Source organism: Streptomyces sp. NPDC058401 (assembly GCF_042722885.1).
In the GTDB taxonomy this organism is placed as follows: domain Bacteria; phylum Actinomycetota; class Actinomycetes; order Streptomycetales; family Streptomycetaceae; genus Streptomyces.
This window is the reverse complement of record NZ_JBHXKA010000133.1, coordinates 1-22,908: the sequence shown is the minus strand read 5'-3', so window position 1 is coordinate 22,908 and position 22,908 is coordinate 1. Positions and strand designations below refer to the sequence as shown.

Sequence of the window (22,908 nt, the reverse complement as noted above, 5' to 3'; positions counted from 1 at the left end):
GCGCAGGGGTGTTTTCGGCTGCCTAGCGGACCATCTTCACCTGGAGCTTCGCCAGGGTCCGCAGGTCCAGGCCGAGACCCTCGGTGAGGTACCCGTAGAGGCTGCCGTAGTCGGCCTCCATCTGCGCGGTCGCCGCGTCCAGGTAGTCCTGGCGGACCTCCTGGAGCGGGATCAGCAGATCGGGGTTCTGCATCCGGCCGGATGCCTTGAGGCCCGCCCGCACCTGGGCGTCGTACGCCCCGCGGAAGGTGTTCGAGGCCAGGTAGTCCCGCTCGGCCGTGGCCTTGGGGACGGCCAGGGCGTTCAGCAGGAGGTAGCTCATCCAGCCCGTCCGGTCCTTGCCCGACGTGCAGTGGTACAGCAGCGGACCCTGGTTGCCGTCGGCGATCTCGCGCAGGGTGGTCGCGAACTGCGCCCGGTTCTCGCGGTTGGTCACGAACGCCCGGTAGACGTCGCGCATGTACGCCTCGGCGCGGCCGCCGCCGAGCATCTGCTCCTGCTTGACGGGATCACCGCTGCCGATCGCGGACAGCAGCAGCCCGTACAGGCCGTTGTCGTTGACCGGGCGGGCGGTGGAGGCCAGACCGGCGGGAAGCTTGTCGGCCCCGTCGTACTGCACCTCCATCGGGATGCGGAAGTCGAGGACCTTCTTGAGGCCCAGACCACCGACGGCCGTGATGTCCGAGGGGGTCAGCTTGCCGAGCGCATCGGCGCGGTAGACCAGTCCCTGACGAACCTGGCCTCCCGTCCAGGTGCGGTAGCCACCGAGGTCGCGGACGTTGACCGCGCCCTGCAGGGGGATCTGGCGGATCGGTTCCGTCGACTGCGTGTGCCAGGGGTGACGCGAGGCGGCGGCACTGCCGGCCGGCGCGGCGTACGCGGCGGCGGGCAGGGTCCCGATGGCGAGGGCGGAAGCGAGCACCGCGGTCGCCAGGCGGATTCGGGCACGGCTCATCTGGGGCAACTCCTGTAACGGAGAAGGGGAATCACCCTGGTGGTGGCAGGGTGCCGAGCGGGTGCGGGGGGAGGGGGAGAAGCTGTGGGGGAGTGAGGCCGTTCAGCCGTTCCAGCACGGCGTGGGCCTCGGCCATGACGCGGGTGACGAGCTCCGCACAGGACGGCAGATCCTCGATCACGCCCGCGACCTGGCCCGATGCCATGACACCGAGGTCCGTACGGCCCTCGACCATGGACGCCTTGAGGAGCATGGGGGTGTTCGCGGCGAGCAGCACCTGGCTCCAGGACAGGTCCTTGCCGTGTTTCATCGCGAGGCCGTCCCGGACCATCTCCGCCCAGGACAGGCCCGACAGCTTCTTGAAGCCGGCCGCGTGCCGCACCGCCTTGACCAGCGCCTTCGCCCGCCCGGACCGCTCCAGGGAAACGACCAGCTCGCTGCGCAGCATCCGGTGCGGGAGCCCGTCCACGGCCGTGGTGACGGTGACGTCCTTCACGGTCGCCTTCAGGTACTCGGCCTTCACCGCGTCCGGGACCGTCGAGTCGGAGGTCAGCAGGAACCGGGTGCCCATCGCGATGCCCGCGGCCCCGTAGGCGAGGGCCGCCACCAGACCGCGGCCGTCGCTGAAACCGCCCGCCGCGATCACCGGGATGTCCACCGCGTCGACCACCTGCGGCAGCAGCACCGTCGTGGCCACGTCACCGGTGTGCCCGCCGCCCTCGCCGCCCTGCACGATCACCGCGTCCGCACCCCACGCCGCTACCTTCTCGGCGTGCCGGCGGGCCCCGATCGAGGGGATCACGACCACGCCCGCGTCCTTGAGCCGCGCGATCAGCTCCCTGGACGGGGCGAGCGCGAAGGAAGCCACCCGCACGCCCTCGTCGATGATCAGCTGCGCCCGCTCGGCCGCGTCCCCGGCGTCCGCGCGCAGATTGACCCCGAAGGGGGCGTCCGTACGGGACTTGACCTCGTGGACCGCCGCCCGCAGCTGGTCCATCGTCATGGTCGCCGAGGCCAGGATGCCGAGCGCGCCCGCATTGGCCGCCCCCGACACCAGGCGCGGGCCGGCCACCCAGCCCATGCCCGTCTGCACGATCGGATGCTCGACCCCGACCAGCTTGGTGAATGCCGTCTCCATCGGCTCAGACCCGCACTTCCCGGTCGCGCAGCCCCTTGGGGTCGATGACCTCGCGGATCAGCCGCAGCTCCTCCGCCGTCGGCTCCCGCGTGTACGGGACCTCCTCGGGGAGGTCCAGCTCGAAGCCGGTCGCCGCCCGGAGCTGCTCCACCGTGACCCCGGGGTGCAGGGAGACCAGGCGCATGGCGTGGTCCGGGCCGCCGAAGTCGAAGACGCCCAGATCGCTGACCACCCGCGGGAGCCGGTGGAACCGGGTCACCCCGGCCGCCTCCGCGCGGTCGTAGCCCACGCCGCTCACCATGTCGACGCGCTCGACGAACACCCGGGTGGAGTGCTTGGGGATCCAGTAGCTCACCGGATTGTTCAGGGTGTTCACCGGGGCTCCGCGCACCCCGAGGAGCTGGCGGGCCGGCTGCTCCCAGTCGCCGATGCAGGAGATGTTCTGGTTGCCGAACCGGTCGATCTGGCTGGCGCCCATCATCACGTGCCGGCGGCCTCCGGTGACCATCGTCAGGTGACGGCGGTACGGGAGCCAGCCCTCGGCCGAGCCGTCGAGCCCGACCAGCATGGCTTCGCCGTCGGTCAGCAGCAGGTCGGGGGAGAAGGTCCGCTTCGCCAGCCGGGCCCCGAAGGAGGGCACCAGGCCCATCGGGCTGGCCAGCACCTCGCCGTTGTCCCGCCAGGCCTCGGCGCAGGCGATCACGCAGTACTCGGCGCGGGTGACCGCGGTCGTGGGCGTCGTGGGCGTCGTGGAGGGCGTGCTCACTTCTGCTCCTCGTGCCAGGCCTGGACGGCCGACTGGTAGGCGTGCTCGCTGCCGCCGGAGAGGAAGCGCTCGGCGAACTCGGGCCAGGGGGTGGTCGCGTACAGCTTCTGGAAGGCCTCGTCGCGGTCGTAGTCGGGGGCGCAGGAGGTGAAGTGCGCGCCGTTCGGGGTCTCCACGACCCCGGTGACCGAGTGCCGGCTGACGAGCAGGGACTGCGGCGGCCCGGACTTGGCGAGCTCCGCGGTCTCGACGAGCTGCTCGCAGGAGACGTAGGCGGTGTCGGCCGTCTCGCAGAAGAGGTCGTCGAAGTACGGGTCGGGGCCCAGGTACTGGGCGTTGCCGAGCCGGTCCGCCCGGTTGAGGTGGACCAGGGCGGCGTCCATGCGCAGGGCGGGGACCGCGACGAACTCCTCCCCGTCGGCGTACGGGGAGGTGACGGTGCGCAGTTCGGGGTTGACGCGCATGACGTCGGAGCCGAGGCCGGCGCGGACGGGCAGGAAGGGCAGCCGGTTGGCCGCCGCGTGCAGGCCCCACATGAACATGGCCTCGTCGAGCTCGGTGAGGGCGAAGGCGCGGCTCTCGCGGGCGGCGCGGTAGTGCGGCTCCAGCGGGATGGAGTCGAGGGTGACGAAGGGGGTGACCAGCTTGCGGATCCGGCCCGCGGCGGCGAGCAGGCCCACGTCGGGGCCGCCGTACGAGATCACGGTGAGATCGGTGATCCCGGTGCGGAGCAGTGCCCGCACCAGGGCCATGGGCTTGCGGCGCGAACCCCAGCCGCCGATGCCGAGGGTCATTCCGCTGCTGAGGCGGCCGACCGCCTCCTCGGGGGTCATGCTCTTGTCGGTCATGCCGATTCCGCCTTTGCGTCCGTCTTTGCGTCCGTGCTGCCGCTTCCGAAGGTGTCGCGGACCCGGTCGGCCACGCCGCTGAGGTTGGCCTCGAAGGTGAAGCCCTGCTCGAAGCGGTAGCTGCGGCGCACGTCCACGGGGTCGATGCCGTTGATGGCCGCCTTGGCGAGCCGGATGAGGTAGCCGTCCTTCTTGGCGATCTCGGCGGCCAGTTCCAGGGCGGCCGCCCGCAGTTCCTCGCGCGGGACCACCTTCCACACCGAGCCGTGCGCGTGCAGTTCGGCGGCGGTGGCGGTGCGCGAGGTGTAGTACAGGGTCCGCATGAGGTGCTGCGGGACGAGCCGGGCCAGGTGGGTGGCGGCCCCGAGGGCGCCCCGGTCCAGCTCGGGCAGTCCGAAGGTCGCGTCCTCGGAGGCCACGATGGCGTCGGCGTTGCCGACCAGGCCGATCCCGCCGCCGAGGCAGAAGCCGTTCACGGCCGCCACGACCGGGACCTCGCACTCGTAGACGGCGGCGAAGGCCTCGTAGCAGCCGCGGTTGGCGCCGATGAGCGAGGCGTGACCGGTGTCGCGCTGCATCTCCTTGATGTCGACGCCGGCGTTGAAGCCGCGGCCCTCGGCGGCCAGCACCACGCACCGGACCTCCGGGTCGCGGCCGGCCGCGCGCAGGGCGTCGGCCAGGTCGTACCAGCCCTGCACGGGCAGTGCGTTGACGGGCGGGAAGTCGACTGTGACGAGTGCGATGCCCTTGTCGGGGCTTGAGGTGGAGACACCCATGAGCGGATCAGCTACCTTTCCACCAAACATTTGTTAGGTGAGGAAGGTAGCAGCCGATGGAGCTCAACGGGAGGGTTGTCGTCGTCACCGGCGGAACCCGCGGCGTCGGCGCCGGGATCGCGCGGTCGTTCCTCGCGGCGGGGGCCGAGGTCGTCGTCTGCGCGCGCCGGCCGCCGGAGGAACCGGTGGCGGTGGAGGGCCGCTCGGCCTCGTTCACCGCCGTCGACCTGCGCAATCCGGCCGCCGTACAGGACTTCTTCGGCGCGGTGGCCAGGCGCCACGGGCGGCTCGACTGCCTGGTGAACAACGCCGGCGGAACCCCGTACCGGCTGCTGGGGGAGGGTGAGGCCGAGCGCCACGCACGGGTCGTCGAGCTCAACCTGATCGCCCCGATGACCGCCTCGGTCGCCGCGTACCCCTGGCTCCGCGAGACCCGGGGCTCGATCGTCATGATCGGCAGCGTCAGCGGGACCCGGCCCTCGCCGGGCACGGCGGCCTACGGGGCGGCGAAGGCCGGCCTGGAGAACCTGGCCCGCTCCATGGCCGTGGAATGGGCCCCCGAGGTACGGGTCAACTCGCTGGTCCTGGGCATGGTGCGGACCGAGCTGTCGCACCTGCACTACGGCGACGAGAGCGGCATCGCGGCGGTCGGCGCGACCGTGCCGCTGGGGCGCCTGGCGGAGCCCTCGGACGTGGGCGAGGCGGCCGTCTTCCTGGCCTCCGGCCGGGCGGGATACGTGAGCGGGGCCAGCCTGCTCGTGCACGGGGGCGGGGAACGGCCGGCGTTCCTGGACGCGGCAACTGCGAACAAGCCGGACGAGGCGAACGAGCCGAACGAGCCGAACAAGTCGAAGAAGGAGAGCTGACATGGGACTTGCCGAAGGCCGTGTGGTCATCGTGACGGGCGCCGGGCGGGGGCTGGGCCGCGCCCATGCGCTGGCCTTCGCGGCGGAGGGTGCGCGGGTCGTGGTCAACGACCTCGGCGTCGGCCTGGACGGGCTGCCCGGCCCGGAGAGCCCGGCGGCGCAGGTCGTCGCCGAGATCCGGGCGGGGGGCGGGGAAGCGGTGGCCCACGGCGGCGACATCGCCACGACGGAGGGCGCGGCGTCACTGGTCGAGACGGCCGTCTCGGCCTTCGGGCGGCTGGACACCCTGGTCAACAACGCCGGGTTCCTGCGCGACCGGATGCTCGTGAACCTGGACGAGGACGACTGGGACGCCGTGATGCGGGTCCACCTGAAGGGGCACTTCCTGCCGCTCAAGCACGCGGCGGCGTACTGGCGGGCCGAGGCGAAGGAAGGCCGCCAGGTGGCCGCCCGGGTCGTGAACACCTCCTCGGGGGCGGGGCTCCTCGGCTCCGTGGGCCAGGGCAACTACAGCGCGGCCAAGGCCGGGATCCTGGGGCTGACCCTGGTGTCGGCGGCGGAGATGGGTCGCTACGGGGTCCAGGTCAACGCGATCGCCCCCGCCGCGCGGACCCGGATGACGGAACAGACCTTCGCGGACACCATGGCCGCCCCGGAAACCGGGGCCTTCGACGCGATGGCCCCGGAGAACGTCTCCCCGCTGGTGGTCTGGCTCGGCTCCGACGCCTCGGCCGGAGTCACGGGCCGGGTCTTCGAGACGGAGGGCGGCCGCATCACGGTGATGGAAGGCTGGCGCCCCGGCCCGACCGCGGACCGCGGAGCGCGGTGGACTCCGTCGGAAGCGGGGGAAACGGCGACAAAGCTACTGGCCCAGTCGGAACCGCCGCAGCCGGTGTACGGGGCACGCTGACGCTGCGAGGGGTGGGGCGGGGTGGGGTGGGGCGGGCTGGGCCGCGCCGGGCTGGGCTGGGCTGGGTTGGGTGGGCTGTGCCGGGTCCGGGCCCGGGTCCGGGCTCGGGCTCGGGGGCATGTCCGGGCACCGGTCCGGGGCCGGGACCCCGTTCCGCGCCGGCCGTTTCTGTGGGGCGGGCCGGTGGCGGAGCGGGGCCGTGGCCTGAGCCGGTGACGGGCTCCCACGCCGGGGCGGGCTCCGGTGTGGGGGCCGCCGGGACCACCATGAAGTCGTCGTCCTCGTGTTCCGCGCCCGGGTGACCGCAGACGCCGTCTTCCCGGTGTGCCGGTCGAACTCGAAGGCCAAGGTGCCCGCGGCGGCCCTGTCGTACCGCTGCTGCGTGATCTCGATGTGCGGGGAGCCGGTTCCCCCATCCGCCCCCGCCCCCGAGCCACGCCGTGGTGTCCACGTTCGCGGCGACGTTCGCGGCGACCGCCGTCAGCGGGACCGCGGGGATGTCGGCCGTGCGGAACGTGAACGTGAACGTGAACCTGAACCTGAACGTGGACCAGGCTCCCGCGGCGAGCCGATTCGGGAACCCCACCGGCTCGGTGCGGGCCCACGCCGTCTGCGCCCACGCCCGCGCCCCGGAGCCGAAGGGGTCGGCGCCCCAGCACCCCGGGCCCGTGCGCGGTGGCGCAGGCCTGAGCCGCGCGCAAGACCCCCGAACCGCCCCGGAGGTTCGCCCCGGGCACCCGGATTCCCGCCCGGGCGGGCCTTTCCCGGTGGCCGGGAAAACGCCCTCCCGGCGCCGGACGCGGGCCGTCTAGCCTCGCCGCACCGCATCCGGCCCCCGTACGCAAGGACCCGCACATGCTCTCGGACCGCCACCGGCTCCACGTCGCGCAGCAGCTGCGATCCGCCGAGCACGGGCGGACGCCCGTCGCACCGCTCGGCGACCGCTTCCCCGGGATCGACACCGAGGACGCCTACGAGATCCAGCTCCTCAACATCCGCCACCGCCTCGCGGCCGGCGACCGCGTCACCGGGCACAAGGTGGGGCTGTCGTCCCCCGTCATGCAGGCCATGATGGGCGTCGACGAACCCGACTACGGGCACCTGCTGACGAGCATGGAGCTGCCCCAGGACACCCCCGTCCCCGCCGCCGCGTACTGCGCGCCGCGCGTCGAGGTCGAGGTCGGCTTCGTCCTCGGCGCCGACCTCCCCGGCGAGGGCTGCACCGTCGCCGACGTCCTGGCCGCCACCGAGCGGGTCGTCCCGGCCCTGGAGCTCATCGACAGCCGGATCGCCGACTGGCGCATCACCATCGCCGACACCATCGCCGACAACGCCTCCTCCGCCGGATACGTCATCGGCGAGGGCCGCGATCCGCGCGGGCTGGACCTGAAGGCCGTCGAGGCCACCCTGACCAGCGGATCCGAGACCCTGGCGAGCGGCCGCAGCGACGCCGTGCTCGGCGATCCCGCCGCCTCCGTCGCCTGGCTGGCCCGTACCGTCGCCCGCTTCGGGGTGCAGCTCCGCAAGGGCCACCTCATCCTGCCCGGGTCCTGCACCCGCGCCGTGGCCGTGGCCGCCGGGCGGACGTACACCGCCGACTTCACCGGGCTCGGCCCGGTGTCCCTCTCCTTCATCTGAGGTGCCATGACGAACACCAGGAAAGCGACCGCCGCCATCGTCGGCTCCGGGAACATCGGGACCGACCTGCTCTACAAGCTCCTGCGCTCCCCGCACATAGAACCCCGCTGGATGATCGGCGTGGACCCCGCCAGCGAGGGTCTGGCCCGCGCCCGCAGCGCCGGAATCGAAGCCTCCCACGCGGGAGTCGACTGGCTGCTGGCCCGAGACGAGCTGCCCGACCTGGTCTTCGAGGCCACCTCCGCCTACGTGCACCGCTCCAACGCCCCGCGCTACGCCGAACTCGGCATCAAGGCCGTCGACCTGACCCCCGCCGCCGTCGGCCCCGCCGTGGTCCCGCCCGCAAACCTGACCGCCCACCTCGACCGGGCCAACGTCAACATGATCACCTGCGGCGGCCAGGCCACCATCCCCATGGTGTACGCCGTCTCCCGCGTGGTGCCCGTCGCCTACGCGGAGATCGTCGCCTCGGTGGCCTCCGTCTCGGCGGGCCCCGGCACCCGGGCCAACATCGACGAGTTCACCCGTACCACCGCCCGCGGGATCGAGGAGATCGGCGGCGCCGCCCGCGGCAAGGCCATCATCATCCTCAACCCCGCCGACCCGCCGGTGATCATGCGCGACACCGTCTTCTGCGCGATCCCGGCCGACGCCGACCGGGGCGCCATCGCCGCCTCCGTCAAGCAGGTCGCCGAGGACGTGGCCTCGTACGTACCGGGCTACCGGCTGCGCACCGAGCCGCAGTTCGACGACCCCTCCCCGCTCAACGGGGGCACGGCCCGGATCGCGATCTTCCTGGAGGTGGAGGGCGCCGGCGACTACCTGCCGCCCTACGCCGGAAACCTCGACATCATGACCGCCGCCGCCACCAAGGTCGGCGAGGAGTTCGCGAAGGGACTGCAGAAGTGACCACCTGCTCGACCTACTCCGACACCCTCGACATCCGCATCACCGACTCCTCCCTGCGCGACGGCTCGCACGCCAAGCGCCACCAGTTCACGGGCGAGGACGTACGGGCGATCGTCTCCGCGCTCGACGGCGCGGGGGTCCCCGTCATCGAGGTCACGCACGGCGACGGACTCGGCGGATCCTCCTTCAACTACGGCTTCTCGAAGACCCCCGAGCAGGAGCTCATCAAGATCGCCGCGGAGACGGCGCGCCGGGCGAAGATCGCCTTCCTGATGCTTCCGGGGCTCGGCGTGAAGGACGACATCCGCGCCGCCCACGGCAACGGCGGGCAGATCTGCCGGATCGCCACGCACTGCACCGAGGCGGACATCTCCGTCCAGCACTTCGGGCTCGCCCGCGAGATGGGCCTGGAGACCGTCGGCTTCCTGATGATGGCCCACTCCACCACCCCCGAGAACCTGGCCCGACAGGCCCGGATCATGGCCGACGCCGGCTGCCAGTGCGTGTACGTGGTCGACTCGGCGGGCGCCATGGTCATGGACGAGGTCACCGACCGGGTCGCGGCGCTCGTCGCCGAGCTCGGCGCCGATGCCCAGGTCGGCTTCCACGGTCACGAGAACCTCGGCCTGGGCGTGGGCAATTCGGTCGCCGCCGTCCGCGCCGGCGCGCTCCAGATCGACGGCTCCACCCGGCGCCTGGGCGCCGGAGCGGGGAACACGCCCGTCGAGGCCTTCGCCGCCGTCTGCCTGAAGATGGGCATCCGCACCGGCATCGACGTCCTGAAGATCATCGACGCGGCCGAGGACGTGGTCCGCCCCGTCATGGACGACGAGTGCACCCTCGACCGCATGGCCCTGCTCATGGGCCACGCCGGGGTCTACTCCAGCTTCCTCAAGCACGCCTACCGGCAGGCCGAGCGCTACGGGGTCTCCGGCGCGCAGATCCTCCTGCGCGCGGGCGAGCGCCGCCTCGTCGGCGGCCAGGAGGACCAGCTCATCGACATCGCGCTCGAACTCGCCGCCGAAGCTCCGTAGCCCCTTGGTCCCTTGGCCCCTGAGCCCCAACTCCCCGTAGCCCCGTAGCCATACCCCCATCGCACCCGAGCACGCCCACAACGAAGTGGAGGGCCACCCCGTGACCGCAATCGAAGAAGAGCCCCGTGTCATCGAGGCCGCCGCCGTGCCGACCCGGTTCGCCCGAGGCTGGCACTGCCTGGGCCTCGCCGCCGCCTTCAAGGACGGAACCCCCCACGAGGTCCAGGCCTTCGGCACCAGACTCGTCGTCTTCCAGGGCGCCGGGAGCAGGGAGCTGAGCGTCCTGAACGCCTACTGCCCCCACATGGGCGGCAACCTCGCCCACGGCACCGTCAAGGGCGACACCGTCGCCTGCCCCTTCCACGACTGGCGCTGGTCCGGGGACGGCCGCTGCGCCGCGGTCCCCTACGCCCGGCGGGTCCCGCCGCGCGCCAGGACCCGCGCCTGGACCACGCTGGAACGCAACGGCCAGCTCTACGTCTGGCACGACCCGGAGGGCAACCCGCCCCCGCCCGAGGTGACGATCCCCGTCATCGAGGGCGTCGGCGACCCCGAGTGGAGCGACTGGAGCTGGAACTTCCTGCGCGTCGAGAACTCCAACTGCCGCGAGATCGTCGACAACGTCGTCGACATGGCGCACTTCTACTACGTGCACTACGCCTTCCCGCACTACTTCAAGAACGTCTTCGACGGCCACGTCGCCACCCAGTACATGGAGTCCACCCCGCGCGGCGACGTGGACCTCGGCACCCTCTCCACCGGTGGCGGCCTGCGCTCGGACGCCTCGTACTACGGTCCCTCCTACATGATCGACAAGCTGTGGAGCGATATCGGCGGCGGCGTCGAACTCGAATCGGTCCTCATCAACTGCCATTACCCGATCGACGAGAACAGCTTCGTGCTCATGTACGGGACCATCGTCAAGAAGCTCCCCGGCATGACCGACGAACAGGCCGCCGACGCCGCCCGCCTCACCTCCGAGGGCCTGGCCGTCGGCTTCGAGCAGGACGTCGAGATCTGGAAGAACAAGACCCGCATCGACAACCCCCTCCTCACCGAGGAGGACGGCCCCGTCTACCAGCTCCGCCGCTGGTACGAGCAGTTCTACGTGGACGCCGCCGACGTCAAGGACGAGATGGTCCGCCGCTTCGAGTTCGAGATCGACACCGCCCGCGCCACCGCCGCCTGGAAGGCCGAGGTCGCCGAGAACCTCGCCCGCCGCGCGGCCGGGACCCCGTGATGACCCCCGTCGCCTGTGGGGAGTGCGCCGCGGTGGTGCTGTGCGAGAAGTTCAGCCCCGCCCACACCCAGATCCAGTGGACCGAGGAGGCCGCAGTGCTTCCGGGGGGATGCCCGCGCATCACCGCCGAGGTCGCGGCGGGCCGGCCCAGCGCCCGCGTCCGCTCCTGCGGGGCCCTGCGCGCGGCCATCGAGGCCGCCGTCCTGGCGGGCCGCCTGGAGGTGCCGGCCGATGTCTGACACCGACCGCCTTACGAGGTCCCGCGCCGCGGAGGTCCGGAGCCCGGCCCCGGCTGCCGCCCGGGGCGGAGCCGGCAGCAGGCTGCTGGTCCGCGTCACGGACCGGATCCAGGAGACCCCCGAGGCGGTCTCCCTCGTACTCGACGCGGAACTCCCGTACCGCCCCGGGCAGTTCCTGACCGTCCGGGTGCCCGGTGGCGCGGCCCGCTGCTACTCCCTGGCGGGCTCCCCGCACGCCGGGGACCCGCTGCGCATCACCGTCAAACGGGTCCCCGGCGGCCTCGGCTCCGGCTGGCTGTGCCAGGACGTGGGCATCGGCGACCAGCTGGAGATCCTGCCCCCCGCCGGCACCTTCACCCCGCCCGACCTGGACCGGGACCTGCTGCTGGTGGCGGGGGGCAGCGGGATCACCCCGGTGCTGTCGGTCGCGAAGTCGGCGCTCGTGACCGGCGGGGGGCACGTCACCCTGGTGTACGCCAACCGCGACCCCGGCTCGGTGATCTTCCGCGACGAGCTGTGGGGGCTCGCCGAGGACCACCCCGGGCGGCTCACCGTCGTGCACTGGCTGGAGACCCTCCAGGGACTGCCGACCGCCCCGCAGCTGGGCCCGCTCGTGGCCCCGTACGCGAGCCGCGAGGCCTACCTGTGCGGGCCCGCCCCGCTGATGGACGCGGCGGAGGCGGCGATCCGCTCCGCGGGCGGCCGGGGGCGGGCGATCCACCGCGAGCGGTACTTCTCGCTGAGCGGCGACGTCTTCACCGGCCCGGCGCCCGCCTCGGGCCCGGGTCCCGCCTCCGGCCCCGGTCAAGGTCCCGTCGTCGCCGCCCCCGACGCGGCGGGCTGCGCCATCGCCGAGGTGGAGTTCGAGGGGAGCGTGCACACCGTGGACTGGCCCGCCGGGACCCCGCTGCTCGACGCCCTGCTCTCCGCGGGCGTCCCCGCCCCGTACTCCTGCCGCGAAGGCGCCTGCAGCGCCTGCTGCTGCCGGGTGCTGGAAGGGGAGGTCACGATGGTCCGCAACGAGGTCCTGGACCGTGAGGACCTGGCCGACGGCTACGTCCTGGCCTGCCAGGCCCTGCCGCTCGGCGACCGGATCCGCGTCACCTACGAGGGCTGACCGGCGTCGCCGGGCCCGCCGCCCCGCCGAACGGCCGCGGGCCCGGCCCCCTGGCGAGGGGTCGGGCCCGAAGTCGTTCACTCGTGCGTTGCGGTACCACTACCCACTACATCCACTCGCTGAACCGCAGCCAGCCCATCATGTTGTCCATCGCCTGCGCCGAGACCGCCGGCTCCAGGTCCCGCGCGGGCGCCGCCGCCCGCCCCGGCCGGCCCGGCCCGTACAGCTCCCGCCACACCGACCGCGCGCAGGCCAGTACCGCCGGAGCGAGGCGGGCCGTATCCCGGTCGCCGCGGCCGGAGGACACCGACACGGCGGCCACGGCCCGCCCGGCGCCCCGCAGCGGAGCGGCCACGCAGGAGATGCCGCGGAAGCTCTCCTCCCGGTCGTGGGCCACCCCGCGCTCGCGGACCGCCGCCAGCTCCGAACGCAGCGCCAGGGGCCTGATCAGGGTGCGCGCGGTGCGCGGGCGCAGCCCCTGCGCGAGGACGTGTTCCACCGCGGCGGGATCGCTGAACGCGAGGATCGCCTTCCCGGCGGCCGTGCAGTACGCCGGCATCCGGCCGCCGACCCGTGAGGGCACGGTCGTCGCCTCCGAGCCGCCGATCCGCTCCAGGAACACCACCTCGGCCCCGTCGAGCACCGACAGGTGCACCACCCGGCCCGTCTGCTCGTGCAACGCGTGCAGCAGCGGCAGCGCGGCCCGGCGCAGCCGGTTGTGGTGGGAGGCGAGCGCGCCCAGCTCCAGCATGCGCATGCCCATGCGGTAGTCCCGGCCCTCGCGGTCCAGCCAGCGCAACTGCACCAGCTGGTCGAGGATCCGGTGGGCGGAGGAACGTGGGATTCCGGAGCGGCGCACGACCTCCGTGAGCGACAGCCGAGGCTGTGGACCTTCGAAGGCGCCCAGCACCTTCGCGGCCTTCTCCAGCAGCGAAAGCGGTGCGGGCCCGGTCTCCGCGACCTGCTCCATGAACTGGTCGAGCACGAGAAAACCCCCTGCGTGAGGCGTTGGGGCGACCCTGCCACGCGCCCCCGGCCGGAGGGAAGCACCCGGAGGGGTCTATTTCATTCAGTAATACTTCAAGTAGTCGTTTCCGGGAGTTCGGGCGGGCTTCCCGCTCAGCGGGAACAGCTCGTTCCGCGCCCGGGCCACCCGGCGTACGTTCCTCGCCATCGAACCGGAAACCGATCCGGAAACCGATCCCGGACACCCATCCCGGACACCCGAAGAGCCTTGATCTGAGAAGGGGACACCATGAGTGACGAAGAGGTCCTCGCAGCGGTCCGCGCCCTCGCCCCCGCCCTCCGCGAGCGCAGCGCCGAGGCCGAAAGCCTGCGCAAGGTCCCCGAGGAGAGCATCAAGGAACTCGCCGCCACCGGCTTCTTCCGGCTGCTCCAGCCCAAGGCCCACGGTGGGCACGCCGCAGACCCCGCCCTCTTCTACGCCGCCGTCAAGGACATCGCCAAGGCCTGCGGCTCCACCGGCTGGGTCGCCTCCGTCGTCGGCGTCCACCCCTGGCACGTCGCCCTCTACGACCCCCGCGCCCAGGAAGAGGTCTGGGGCCAGGACCGCGACACGCGGATCTGCTCCTCCTACGCCCCCACCGGCAAGGTCACCCCCGTCGACGGAGGCTTCACCCTCAGCGGCCGCTGGCACTTCTCCTCCGGCTGCGACCACACCGACTGGGCCCTGCTCGGCGGACTGGTCACCGACGCCGAAGGCCGCCCCGTCGACATGCGGACCTTCCTGATCCCGCGCTCCCAGTACCGCATCGACGAGGTTTGGGACACCGTCGGCCTGCGCGGCTCCGGCTCCAACGACATCGTCGTCGAGGAGGTGTTCGTCCCCGAACACCGCGCCCTCAGCTTCGGCCCGGTCACCGCCCTCCAGGTACCCGGCCACCGCCTCAACCCCGAGCCGCTCTACCGGCTCCCCTACGCCTCCGTCTTCACCACCACCATCTCCACCCCCATCGTCGGCATCGCCGAAGGCGCCTACGAGGACTACGTCTCCGCGACCCGCGAACGCTTCCGCATCTCCTACGGCCAGCAGGTCGCCGAAGACCCCTTCGCCCAGGTCCGCATCGCCCGCGCCGCCAGCGACATCGACGCCTCCTGGCTCCAGCTCCAGCGCAACGTCTCGGAGCTCTACGCCCTCGCCGCACGCGGCGAGGAACTCCCCACACCGCTGCGGACCCGGGCCCGCCGCGACCAGGTCCTCGCCACCGAGCGCTGCGTCGCCGCCGTCGACCTCCTCATGGAGAACGCGGGCGGCAGCGCCATGCGCACCGGCCCCAACCCCGTCCAGCGCGCCTGGCGCGACGTCCACACCGGCCGCGGGCACGCCGCCAACGACCCGGAGCGGGCCCTGGTCCTGTTCGGACAGGGCGCCCTCGGCCTCGACATCCAGGACACGATGCTGTGAGAGCGCAGGGATTCACGTACGAGAACACCTCCCGCACCGCCGAGGCAGGCGGGATGACCCTGCACTACCACGAGGCGGGCCCCCTCCACGAGGCTGACGGGCCCGTCGTGATCATGCTGCACGGCGGCGGGCCCGGCGCCTCCGGCTGGTCCAACTTCGGCGGCAACCTGCCCCACTTCGCCGAGCGGTTCCGCACCCTGCTCGTCGACCAGCCCTGCTACGGCCGCTCCGACAAACCGGAACCCGACCGCGATTACTTCGGCTTCAGCGCGAACGCCGTCATCGCCCTCATGGACGAACTCGGCATCGAACGCGCGCACTTCATCGGCAACTCGCTCGGCGGCGGCACCGCCACCCGGCTCGTCCTGGACCACCCCGAACGCGTCGGCAAACTCCTCCTCATGGGCCCCGGCGGGATCTCGCTCAACCTCTTCTCCGCCGACCCCACCGAGGGCATCAAGCGGCTCTTCGAGTTCAGCCTCGCCGCCGAGCCCACCCGCGAGCAGATGCGTACCTTCCTCACCACCCTCGCCCACGACCCGGCGATCGTCACCGACGCCCTCGTCGAGGAGCGCTACGCCCAGGCCACCGACCCCGAAGCCCGGCTCGGCAACGCCCGCATGGGCGCCTCCTTCGCCAAGTGGCCCGAGGCCGCCATGCTCTGGCGCGAAGCGCACCGCATCAGCCGTCCCGTCCTGCTGACCTGGGGCCGCGAGGACCGCGTCAACCCGGTCGACGGCGCCTTCCTCGCGCTGAAGACCATCCCCGACGCCCGTCTGCACGTCTTCCCGCACTGCGGGCACTGGGCGCAGACCGAGGCCGCCGACGAGTTCAACCGCCTCGCCACCGACTTCTTCCTCCACTGAACTCACCGCCGGACCCCGCACCGATCCCCGCACCGATCCCCGCACCGATCCCACCGAGGAGTTCCCGCATGGACATCCGCGCACTCGGCTACCTCCGCATCGAGACCGCCGACCTCGCCGCCTGGCGCACCTACGTCCTCGACATCCTCGGCATGGCCGAAGCCGCAGGCACCACGGACACCCGCCTCAACGTCCGCATCGACGACCGCACGCACCGCTTCCAATTCGTCGCCGGCGCCCAGGACCGGCTGCTCGCCGCCGGCTTCGAAGTGGCGAACGCCCGCGCCCTCGAAGACGCCGCCGCCGCACTGGAGGCCGCCGGACACCCCGTCAAACAGGGCGACGCCGAAACCCTCGCCGACCGCCGCGTCCAGGGCCTCATCCACTGCGAGGACCCCAGCGGCAACCCCCTGGAGATCTACTGGGGCCAGGCCCAGGACCACACCCCCCTCCCGGCCCGGTACGGCAACCGCTTCGTCACCGGCGGCCGCGAGGGCAGCCTCGGCCTCGGCCACGTCGTCCTGCCCGCCGCCGACACCGAGGCCACCCTCGACTTCTACGAGAACCTCCTCGGCTTCCAGCTGCGCGACTCGATGCGGCTGCCCCCGGTCGCCGTCCCCACCGGCAAGCCGGGCCAGGACTTCTACTGGATGCACTTCCTCAGCCCCAACCGCCGCCACCACAGCCTCGGCCTCTACCCCGGCGCGCTGCCGCCCGGCATCGTCCACTTCATGGTCGAGCTGGAGACCCTCGACGACGTCGGCTACTGCCTCGACCGCATGAACGAGGCGGGCATCCCCATCGCCTCCACCCTCGGCCGGCACTCCAACGACCACATGGTCTCCTTCTACGCCCAGGCCCCCGGCGGCTTCCAGGTCGAGTGCGGCTGGGACGGCCTGCTCGTCGACCCCGCCACCTGGACCGCGAAGGAGATCACCGCGGACAGCTTCTGGGGCCACCAGTGGAACGGCTGACCGGCCCCGGAACCGGCCCCGGAACCGGCGCCGACGCCCCCGCCGACGCCGTCGATCCGGCCCTGTTCCGCGAGGTCCTCGGCGCCTTCGCCTCCGGCATCACCGTCGTCGCGGCCCTCGCGGACGACGGCCGCCCGGCCGGGCTGGCCTGCCAGTCCTTCGCCTCCCTCTCCCTCGATCCGCCGCTGGTCCTGCTCTGCGTGGGCAAGGGATCCTCCAGCTGGCCCAGGGTCCGCGCCGCCGGCCGCTTCGGCGTCAGCATCCTCGCCGAGGAACAGCGCGCCGTGTGCGAGGCGCTGGGCCGCCGCGGCGAGGACAAGTTCGCCGGCGTCGACTGGGAACGCTCCGCCCACGGAGCCGTCCGCGTGCGGGGAGCCCTCGCCACCGTCGACTGCGCCCTCGAAGAGGTCCACGAGGCGGGCGACCACTACCTCGTCACCGCCCGGGTCCTCGAACTGACCGCCCGGGACGGCGGATCCCCCCTCCTCTACTACCGCAGCGACTACGCCACGGGAGCCTTCGGATGACAGCAGCCGAGCACGCCACCGAGCCCACCGGGGCCGGCGAGCCCACCGAGGCCGCCACCCGGTACGCCTACGACGTGGTGGTCGTCGGCTCCGGCGCCGCCGGATTCGCCGCCGCCGTCACCGCCCGGCTGCGCGGCCTGAGCGTCCTCGTCGTGGAGAAGACCGAGGCCTACGGAGGTTCCACCGCCCTGTCCGGCGGCGCGATCTGGGTCCCCGGCAACTTCCACCTCGACCGGGCCGCCCTCGCCGACACCCGCGAGAAGGCCCGCGCCTACCTCGACGCCACCGTCGGCGACCGGGTGCCGGCCGCACGCAAGGAGGCCTACCTCAGCCACGGCCCGCGCATGGTCAGGGAGTTCCACGACCGCACCGAGATCCGCTTCATGTACACCCCCGGCTACTCGGACTACTTCCCCGAGGCCCAGGGCGGCATGGCGCAGGGCCGCTCCATCGAACCGTGCATCGTCGACTTCAAACGGCTCGGCCCGCTCGGCGCCTCCATGCGCCGGGCCGGACTGCCCACGTACGGGCTGACCATGACCTCGTACGACTTCCGCTTCCTGAACATGGTCAGCCGGACCTGGGCGGGCCGCAAGACCTCCGTCAAGGTCGGCCTGCGCGCCGTCGGGGCGCTGGTCACCGGCCGCAAACTGCTCTCCCTCGGCGAGGCGCTCATCGCCCGCATGCGCCTGTCCCTGGACGCGCTCGGCGGCGAACTGTGGCTGTCGGCGCCCCTGACCGGTCTGGTCACGGACCCGGCCGGCCGGGTGACGGGCGTACGGGTCCTGCGCGCCGGGCGCGAGGTGACCGTGGCGGCGCGGGGCGGGGTGGTGCTGGCCTCGGGCGGGTTCTCGCACGACCAGGCCCTGCGCGAGAAGCACCTGCCCGCGCCCACGTCCACGGCCTGGACGCACGCCTCGGAGGGCCAGACCGGAGACGCCCTGAAGCTCGGTGGGGAACTGGGGGCCGCCACCGATCTGCTGGACAAGGTCTGGGGCGCACCGTCGGTGTGCCCGCCGGGGGAGAAGCCCTTCTTCCTCGTCGCCGACCGGGGCATCCCCGGCATGGTCATCGTCAACGAGGCGGGGGAGCGCTACGCCAACGAGGCCCTGCCGTACCACGCGTTCGTGGACCGGATGTACGCCGCCGACCGGCCCGACGCCAGGACCGTGCCGTCCTGGCTGATCCTGGACGCCCGCTCCAAGGCCCGGTACATCTTCGCCGGCCTCTTCCCCGGGCAGCCCTTCCCGAAGAAGTGGCTGGAGAGCGGCTTCCTGAAGAAGGCCGACACCGTGGAGGAACTGGCCCGGCAGATCTCCGCCCCTGCCCTGCCCGCCGCGATCAGCCGCTTCAACTCCTTCGCCGAGGTCGGCACCGACCGGGACTACGGGCGGGGCGAGAGCGTCTACGACCGCTACTACGGCGACCCGACGCTGCCCAACCCGAACCTGGCGCCGATCGAGAAGGGCCCCTTCTACGCGGTCCCCGTGCACCCGGGGGACATCGGCACCAAGGGCGGCCTCGTCACGGACACCGACGGCCGGGTGCTCCGCGAGGACTCCACCCCGGTCCCGGGCCTCTACGCCTGCGGCAACTGCTCGGCGGCGGTGATGGGGGAGACCTACCCCGGACCCGGCGCGACGATCGGCCCCGCCATGGCCTTCGGCTGGGCCGCCGTCAACGCGATCGCGGCGGGGCTGGAGTAGCGGGCCCGGCCAGGAGAGCCGGCTAGGAGAGCTTGCCGCCGTAGTCCGGCAGCTTGACGGTGCGCTCTGCGTGGCCGCCCACCAGGTCGCTCTCGTTGTTGCCGATGTTGGCGATGATCGTGTAGCCGCGCGCCTCGATCTCCGCCCGCTTGGCCGTCTTGTAGGCGCTGACCTCGCCGAACAGGGCGGGCAGATCGCGCACGTAGAGCCCCGAGACCGGGTAGCCGACCGCCTTGAGGTTGCGCTCGGTCAGGGAGTACACGATGCCCGGGCGGGCGGTGACGAAGAAGACGGCGACCCCGCGGTCGCTCGCGTACCGGGTCAGGTCGCGGACCTGGGCGATCGCGGGGGTGGGGAAGGTCCAGAACCAGTGGAAGTCCGTCTCCAGCGAGGAGTTGTCGATGTCGAGGACGATCGCCGGCTTCTCCCCGGCCGGCGCGGCGGCGATGCGCTGCTCGATCCCGGGGCGGGCCGCATCGACGACGGCGGAGACGTCGCGCTGCCAGGTGGCGTAGTCGAGGCCGAGGAACACCGCGTTGCCGCCGGGGGCGGAGGCGGTGACGGCCGCGACGGCGGGCGCGGCCGTCGTGGCGGGGGCCGCCTGGGCGGCGGTGGCCGGAACCAGGGCCAGTACGGCGGCCGCGGCCACGGCCACGGCGGCGGCCGTGCTGCGGGTACGGGTGCGGGTGCTGCGCATGGGGGACGCTCCTCGATCACGTGTTGGCATGTACGTGACCAGGCTGGGGATCGCCCGCCCTCATGTCTACCGGCCGGTAAGTAACTTTTCATGACCGGCCGGTGAACCTCCGTCACGCGCCGCCCAGCATGTCGCCTACGTGTCGCAGTCCAGCACCGTGCGGCACAGCCCGCAGCGGGCCCGGACCGGCCCGCTGCGGGCGGGCAGCCGCAGCCGCTGCCCGCACACCGGGCACGGGAACCACACCCGCAGCCCGGCCGGATGCCCCTCGAAGCCGTACGGGGCTCCGGGCGCGGCGGTCCCGGTCCGGCGGGCCGCCGCGTACCGCAGCCGCTCCGCCGGGCCCGCGGCCGCCAGGGGAGCCCGACGCAGGTCCCGGTCGGCTCGCGCGCGGCCGCGCACGTACGCCTCGTAGGCCTGCGGACTGGTGAACCACGCGGAGAGGTCCTCGCCCCCGAGGAACCGGCCGCGCCGGGCGAGGACGTACCCGAACTCCTCCGGGGTGAGGTAGCCGAGCTTCTGGTGGGTGAGCCCGTCCTCCCGGTAGGCGTCGAGCAGCAGCCAGCCGGCGCCGAGGTACGCGGCGGCGGTGTCGGTGAGGATCTCGTTGTCGGCGGTGGCGGGGAAGCGCAGGCCGAGGCGGTGCAGCAGCACGTGCGTGACCTCGTGGGCGAGGGCGGCCGCCAGATCGCGGCGGTGGACCCGGAAGCGGTCGTTGACCTCGACGAAGTACTCGGGCCCGGCGGCCAGTTCCACCGTCGCCGCCTCCTCCATCGCCCGGAAGCCGACGATCAGGCGCGCGTCGGGCAGCCGCAGGGCGCGGACCATCGCGGAGGCCACCCGGTGGGCGCCCGGGTACAGCTCCTCGGAGGCGGAGAAGGCGGCATCGGCGGGGGTGAAGGGGGTGTCGTAGGCGCGGATCCCGTCGGCGGACAGCCGCCGGAACAGCGCGGTGACGGACGCGCGGACCGTCTCCAGATGAGGAAATCCGTGCTCGATCGGGCTGCTGCGCCGTCCGTTGTGCGTCACGGGGCACCTCCGGCCGGAAGTTGTCCGAAAACGCGTTCTTGATGGGCCCGGCGTGAGCGGTGTGTCATGTCCCCGTCACTCGTGCGGGCCATCCCACCCGTCATGAGGCGACGCGCACGGCCCAACCCCCCACGAAAGGCAGTGTGTCGACTGTGTCCAGCCTCGTCACCACCCTCAAGCGCGCCCTCGCCGTCGGAGCCGTGGCCCTCGCGGCCGTCAGCCTCCAGCCCGGCACCGCCACCGCCGGCACGGCACCCGTCGTCGGCGGCACCCGCGCCGCCCAGGGCGAGTTCCCCTTCATGGTCCGCCTCTCCATGGGCTGCGGCGGCGCCCTCTACACCCAGCAGATCGTGCTCACCGCCGCCCACTGCGTGAGCGGCTCCGGCAACAACACCTCCATCACCGCCACCGCCGGAGTCGTCGACCTCAACAGCTCCAGCGCCATCAAGGTCAAGTCCACCAAGGTGCTCCAGGCCCCCGGCTACAACGGCACCGGCAAGGACTGGGCCCTCATCAAGCTGGCCAAGCCCATCAACCTGCCCACCCTCAAGATCGCCGACACCAAGGCCTACGACAACGGCACCTTCACCGTCGCCGGCTGGGGCGCCACCCGGGAAGGCGGCGGCCAGCAGCGCTACCTGCAGAAGGCCACCGTCCCCTTCGTCTCCGACGCCTCCTGCCAGGCCTCCTACGACGGTGCGATCGTGCCCGCCGAGGAGATCTGCGCAGGATTCGCCGCGGGCGGCGTCGACACCTGCCAGGGAGACTCCGGCGGCCCCATGTTCCGCCGGGACAACGCGAACGCCTGGATCCAGGTCGGCATAGTCAGCTGGGGCGAGGGCTGCGCCCGCCCCGACTACCCCGGCGTCTACACGGAGGTCTCCACCTTCGCGGCGGCGATCAAGAGCGCGGCCGCCACGCTCTGACCTCCACTCCGCCCCCCACTCCGCCCCCCACTCCGCCCCCCTCCCGCCCACCTTGCGGCCCACCGGAACATGGCCGTAAGAATGAGGCGCAATGCCCCACATGTCCGTAAGGTCGACCGCAGTCCCGTGAGGCCGGAACGACGCCGTTCCGGCCTTGCGGCATGCTCCCGGCGCTCTGCTGTGCGGTTGCGGGCCGAGGCGCCCGCAGGTCCCATGGAGAGATCCCACCGGGTGGGAATGCCGGGAAAGCCGGGACGGCACAGGCAACGGGCGACAGTGGGGCAGGCGGCGCATGGCGATCAGAGTGATCATCGCGGACGACCAGGAGATGGTCAGGACCGGCTTCCGGATGATCCTCGAAAGCCAGCCGGACATCGAGGTGGTCGCCGACGTCGAAGACGGCGAAGCAGCCCTGGCGGCCGTAGCCGAACACCGCCCCGACGTCCTGCTCCTCGACATCCGCATGCCCAAACTCGACGGGCTCGAAGTCACCCGCCGGCTCTCCGGCCGCGACACCCCCCGCATCGTCATCGTCACCACCTTCGACCTCGACGAGTACGTCCACGCGGCGCTCCAGGGCGGAGCCTCCGGCTTCCTCCTCAAGGACGCGAGCCCGGCCATGCTGGTTGAAGCGGTGCGGGCGGCAGCGGTCGGAGACTCCCTCGTCTCACCCGCCATCACCGTACGACTGCTCCGCGAAATGGCCCACCGCACCCCGGCCGCCGCAGCAGCCGCCCGCCGCCCGGCGGAGCCCCTGACGGACCGCGAACGCGAGGTCGTACGCTGCCTCGCGCGCGGCCTGACCAACGCCGAGATCGCCGGGGAACTCTTCGTCTCCCTCTCCACGGTCAAAACCCACCTGGCCAACGTCCAGGCCAAACTCGACGCCCGCAACCGCGTGGAAATCGCCGCCTGGGCCTGGGAAAGCGGCCTGGCAGGCACCCCGGCGTGACCCACCCCGCCGGGCAAAATAAGCCTCGCCGGCGTTTGAGGCGCGGGGTCTGGGGCGGCGCCCCAGGAAGCCGGCGCACGCCGTCTCCGACGACCCGGGCCGCCACGGGGTGGAGCGGGCCGCGCTGCTGTGCGGGCGCCGCCGGGCAGAACCCGCCGCGCGGCTGTGCACGCGCCGCCGGGCAGAACCCGCCGCGCGGCTGTGCGCGCGCCGCTGGGCAATATCAGCCTCGCGGTTTTCCGGGTGTCGCCGAGAAGAACCCGCCGTGTCGGCGTTCGGGCGCCGCCGGACAAAATCAGCCTCGCCGGCGTTTGAGGCGCGGGGTCTGGGGCGGCGCCCCAGGAAGCCGGCGCACGCCATCTCCGACGAC

Annotated in this window: 23 protein-coding genes; 15 read left to right on the top strand and 8 right to left on the bottom strand. The window is 72.6% G+C overall.

Features of this window, described 5'->3' with window-relative positions; translation table 11 throughout:
* Positions 1-22: 22 nt before the first annotated feature.
* The 5 genes from ACFWNV_RS32965 to ACFWNV_RS32945 are packed head-to-tail and all read right to left on the bottom strand — an operon-like array spanning position 23 to position 4,483.
* Positions 23-955: a tyrosine-protein phosphatase gene (locus ACFWNV_RS32965; protein ID WP_383954167.1), complete on the bottom strand. Its 933-nt coding sequence runs from the start codon at positions 953-955 to the stop codon at positions 23-25.
* Positions 956-986: 31 nt separating this feature from the next.
* Complete coding sequence (locus ACFWNV_RS32960; RefSeq protein ID WP_383954165.1) at positions 987-2,093, bottom strand: NAD(P)H-dependent flavin oxidoreductase; 1,107 nt, start codon at positions 2,091-2,093, stop codon at positions 987-989.
* 4 nt (positions 2,094-2,097) lie between these two features.
* A complete protein-coding gene (locus ACFWNV_RS32955; RefSeq protein WP_383954163.1) occupies positions 2,098-2,859 on the bottom strand; it encodes a CoA-transferase subunit beta in 762 nt (253 codons plus the stop codon).
* The gene (locus ACFWNV_RS32950) at positions 2,856-3,707 is read right to left on the bottom strand and encodes a CoA transferase subunit A (RefSeq protein ID WP_383954161.1); all 852 of its coding nucleotides are present in this window, start codon (positions 3,705-3,707) and stop codon (positions 2,856-2,858) included. The genes ACFWNV_RS32955 and ACFWNV_RS32950 overlap by 4 nt, the downstream gene beginning before the upstream one ends.
* On the bottom strand, positions 3,704-4,483 hold the full coding sequence (locus tag ACFWNV_RS32945) for an enoyl-CoA hydratase family protein (RefSeq protein WP_383954159.1): 780 nt from the start codon (positions 4,481-4,483) through the stop codon (positions 3,704-3,706). The genes ACFWNV_RS32950 and ACFWNV_RS32945 overlap by 4 nt, the downstream gene beginning before the upstream one ends.
* Positions 4,484-4,539: 56 nt before the next feature.
* Here ACFWNV_RS32945 and ACFWNV_RS32940 point away from each other — a divergent pair, with 56 nt between their 5' ends.
* From ACFWNV_RS32940 to ACFWNV_RS32905, 8 genes are all read left to right on the top strand, one after another.
* Positions 4,540-5,349, top strand: coding sequence for an SDR family oxidoreductase (locus ACFWNV_RS32940; protein ID WP_383954157.1), 810 nt, complete (start codon positions 4,540-4,542; stop codon positions 5,347-5,349).
* Position 5,350: 1 nt separating this feature from the next.
* Positions 5,351-6,259 (top strand): SDR family oxidoreductase, encoded by a 909-nt coding sequence (locus ACFWNV_RS32935; protein ID WP_383954155.1) that lies wholly within the window; start codon positions 5,351-5,353, stop codon positions 6,257-6,259.
* Positions 6,260-7,114: 855 nt separating this feature from the next.
* Positions 7,115-7,897, top strand: coding sequence for a 2-keto-4-pentenoate hydratase (locus tag ACFWNV_RS32930; RefSeq protein ID WP_383954153.1), 783 nt, complete (start codon positions 7,115-7,117; stop codon positions 7,895-7,897).
* A 6-nt stretch (positions 7,898-7,903) separates the two neighbouring features.
* On the top strand, positions 7,904-8,806 hold the full coding sequence (locus ACFWNV_RS32925; RefSeq protein WP_383954151.1) for an acetaldehyde dehydrogenase (acetylating): 903 nt from the start codon (positions 7,904-7,906) through the stop codon (positions 8,804-8,806).
* Complete coding sequence (gene dmpG, locus ACFWNV_RS32920) at positions 8,803-9,840, top strand: 4-hydroxy-2-oxovalerate aldolase (RefSeq protein WP_383954149.1); 1,038 nt, start codon at positions 8,803-8,805, stop codon at positions 9,838-9,840. Before ACFWNV_RS32925 ends, dmpG begins: the two co-directional genes overlap by 4 nt.
* Before the next feature lie 100 nt (positions 9,841-9,940).
* Positions 9,941-11,080 carry a Rieske 2Fe-2S domain-containing protein gene (locus tag ACFWNV_RS32915; RefSeq protein ID WP_383954147.1) on the top strand — a complete coding sequence of 380 codons (1,140 nt, stop codon included), beginning with the start codon at positions 9,941-9,943 and terminating at the stop codon, positions 11,078-11,080.
* The gene (locus ACFWNV_RS32910) at positions 11,080-11,319 is read left to right on the top strand and encodes a hypothetical protein (RefSeq protein WP_383954145.1); all 240 of its coding nucleotides are present in this window, start codon (positions 11,080-11,082) and stop codon (positions 11,317-11,319) included. The genes ACFWNV_RS32915 and ACFWNV_RS32910 overlap by 1 nt, the downstream gene beginning before the upstream one ends.
* Positions 11,312-12,436, top strand: coding sequence for a 2Fe-2S iron-sulfur cluster-binding protein (locus ACFWNV_RS32905; RefSeq protein WP_383954143.1), 1,125 nt, complete (start codon positions 11,312-11,314; stop codon positions 12,434-12,436). Before ACFWNV_RS32910 ends, ACFWNV_RS32905 begins: the two co-directional genes overlap by 8 nt.
* Before the next feature lie 106 nt (positions 12,437-12,542).
* On the opposite strand, the gene ACFWNV_RS32900 is transcribed toward ACFWNV_RS32905, so the two are convergent.
* Positions 12,543-13,421, bottom strand: coding sequence for an IclR family transcriptional regulator (locus ACFWNV_RS32900; protein WP_383954141.1), 879 nt, complete (start codon positions 13,419-13,421; stop codon positions 12,543-12,545).
* 270 nt (positions 13,422-13,691) lie between these two features.
* Here ACFWNV_RS32900 and hsaA point away from each other — a divergent pair, with 270 nt between their 5' ends.
* The 5 genes from hsaA to ACFWNV_RS32875 all read left to right on the top strand — a co-directional run bounded on the left by hsaA (position 13,692) and on the right by ACFWNV_RS32875 (position 18,934).
* On the top strand, positions 13,692-14,861 hold the full coding sequence (gene hsaA, locus ACFWNV_RS32895; RefSeq protein ID WP_383954139.1) for a 3-hydroxy-9,10-secoandrosta-1,3,5(10)-triene-9,17-dione monooxygenase oxygenase subunit: 1,170 nt from the start codon (positions 13,692-13,694) through the stop codon (positions 14,859-14,861).
* Positions 14,858-15,727 (top strand): 4,5:9,10-diseco-3-hydroxy-5,9,17-trioxoandrosta-1(10),2-diene-4-oate hydrolase, encoded by an 870-nt coding sequence (gene hsaD / locus ACFWNV_RS32890; RefSeq protein ID WP_383954137.1) that lies wholly within the window; start codon positions 14,858-14,860, stop codon positions 15,725-15,727. Before hsaA ends, hsaD begins: the two co-directional genes overlap by 4 nt.
* Before the next feature lie 68 nt (positions 15,728-15,795).
* The gene (locus ACFWNV_RS32885) at positions 15,796-16,701 is read left to right on the top strand and encodes a VOC family protein (RefSeq protein ID WP_383954136.1); all 906 of its coding nucleotides are present in this window, start codon (positions 15,796-15,798) and stop codon (positions 16,699-16,701) included.
* Positions 16,689-17,228, top strand: coding sequence for a flavin reductase family protein (locus tag ACFWNV_RS32880; protein ID WP_383954134.1), 540 nt, complete (start codon positions 16,689-16,691; stop codon positions 17,226-17,228). Before ACFWNV_RS32885 ends, ACFWNV_RS32880 begins: the two co-directional genes overlap by 13 nt.
* On the top strand, positions 17,225-18,934 hold the full coding sequence (locus ACFWNV_RS32875) for an FAD-dependent oxidoreductase (RefSeq protein ID WP_383954133.1): 1,710 nt from the start codon (positions 17,225-17,227) through the stop codon (positions 18,932-18,934). Before ACFWNV_RS32880 ends, ACFWNV_RS32875 begins: the two co-directional genes overlap by 4 nt.
* Before the next feature lie 22 nt (positions 18,935-18,956).
* On the opposite strand, the gene ACFWNV_RS32870 is transcribed toward ACFWNV_RS32875, so the two are convergent.
* Positions 18,957-19,631 carry an HAD family acid phosphatase gene (locus ACFWNV_RS32870; RefSeq protein ID WP_383954131.1) on the bottom strand — a complete coding sequence of 225 codons (675 nt, stop codon included), beginning with the start codon at positions 19,629-19,631 and terminating at the stop codon, positions 18,957-18,959.
* A gap of 135 nt (positions 19,632-19,766) precedes the next feature.
* Positions 19,767-20,660, bottom strand: coding sequence for a hypothetical protein (locus ACFWNV_RS32865; RefSeq protein WP_383954129.1), 894 nt, complete (start codon positions 20,658-20,660; stop codon positions 19,767-19,769).
* 143 nt (positions 20,661-20,803) lie between these two features.
* Between ACFWNV_RS32865 and ACFWNV_RS32860 the strand changes: the two genes are divergently transcribed.
* Both ACFWNV_RS32860 and ACFWNV_RS32855 read left to right on the top strand, forming a co-directional pair.
* Complete coding sequence (locus ACFWNV_RS32860) at positions 20,804-21,586, top strand: serine protease (protein WP_383954127.1); 783 nt, start codon at positions 20,804-20,806, stop codon at positions 21,584-21,586.
* Positions 21,587-21,878: 292 nt separating this feature from the next.
* Positions 21,879-22,538 carry a response regulator gene (locus ACFWNV_RS32855; RefSeq protein WP_383954125.1) on the top strand — a complete coding sequence of 220 codons (660 nt, stop codon included), beginning with the start codon at positions 21,879-21,881 and terminating at the stop codon, positions 22,536-22,538.
* Positions 22,539-22,908: the final 370 nt, after the last annotated feature.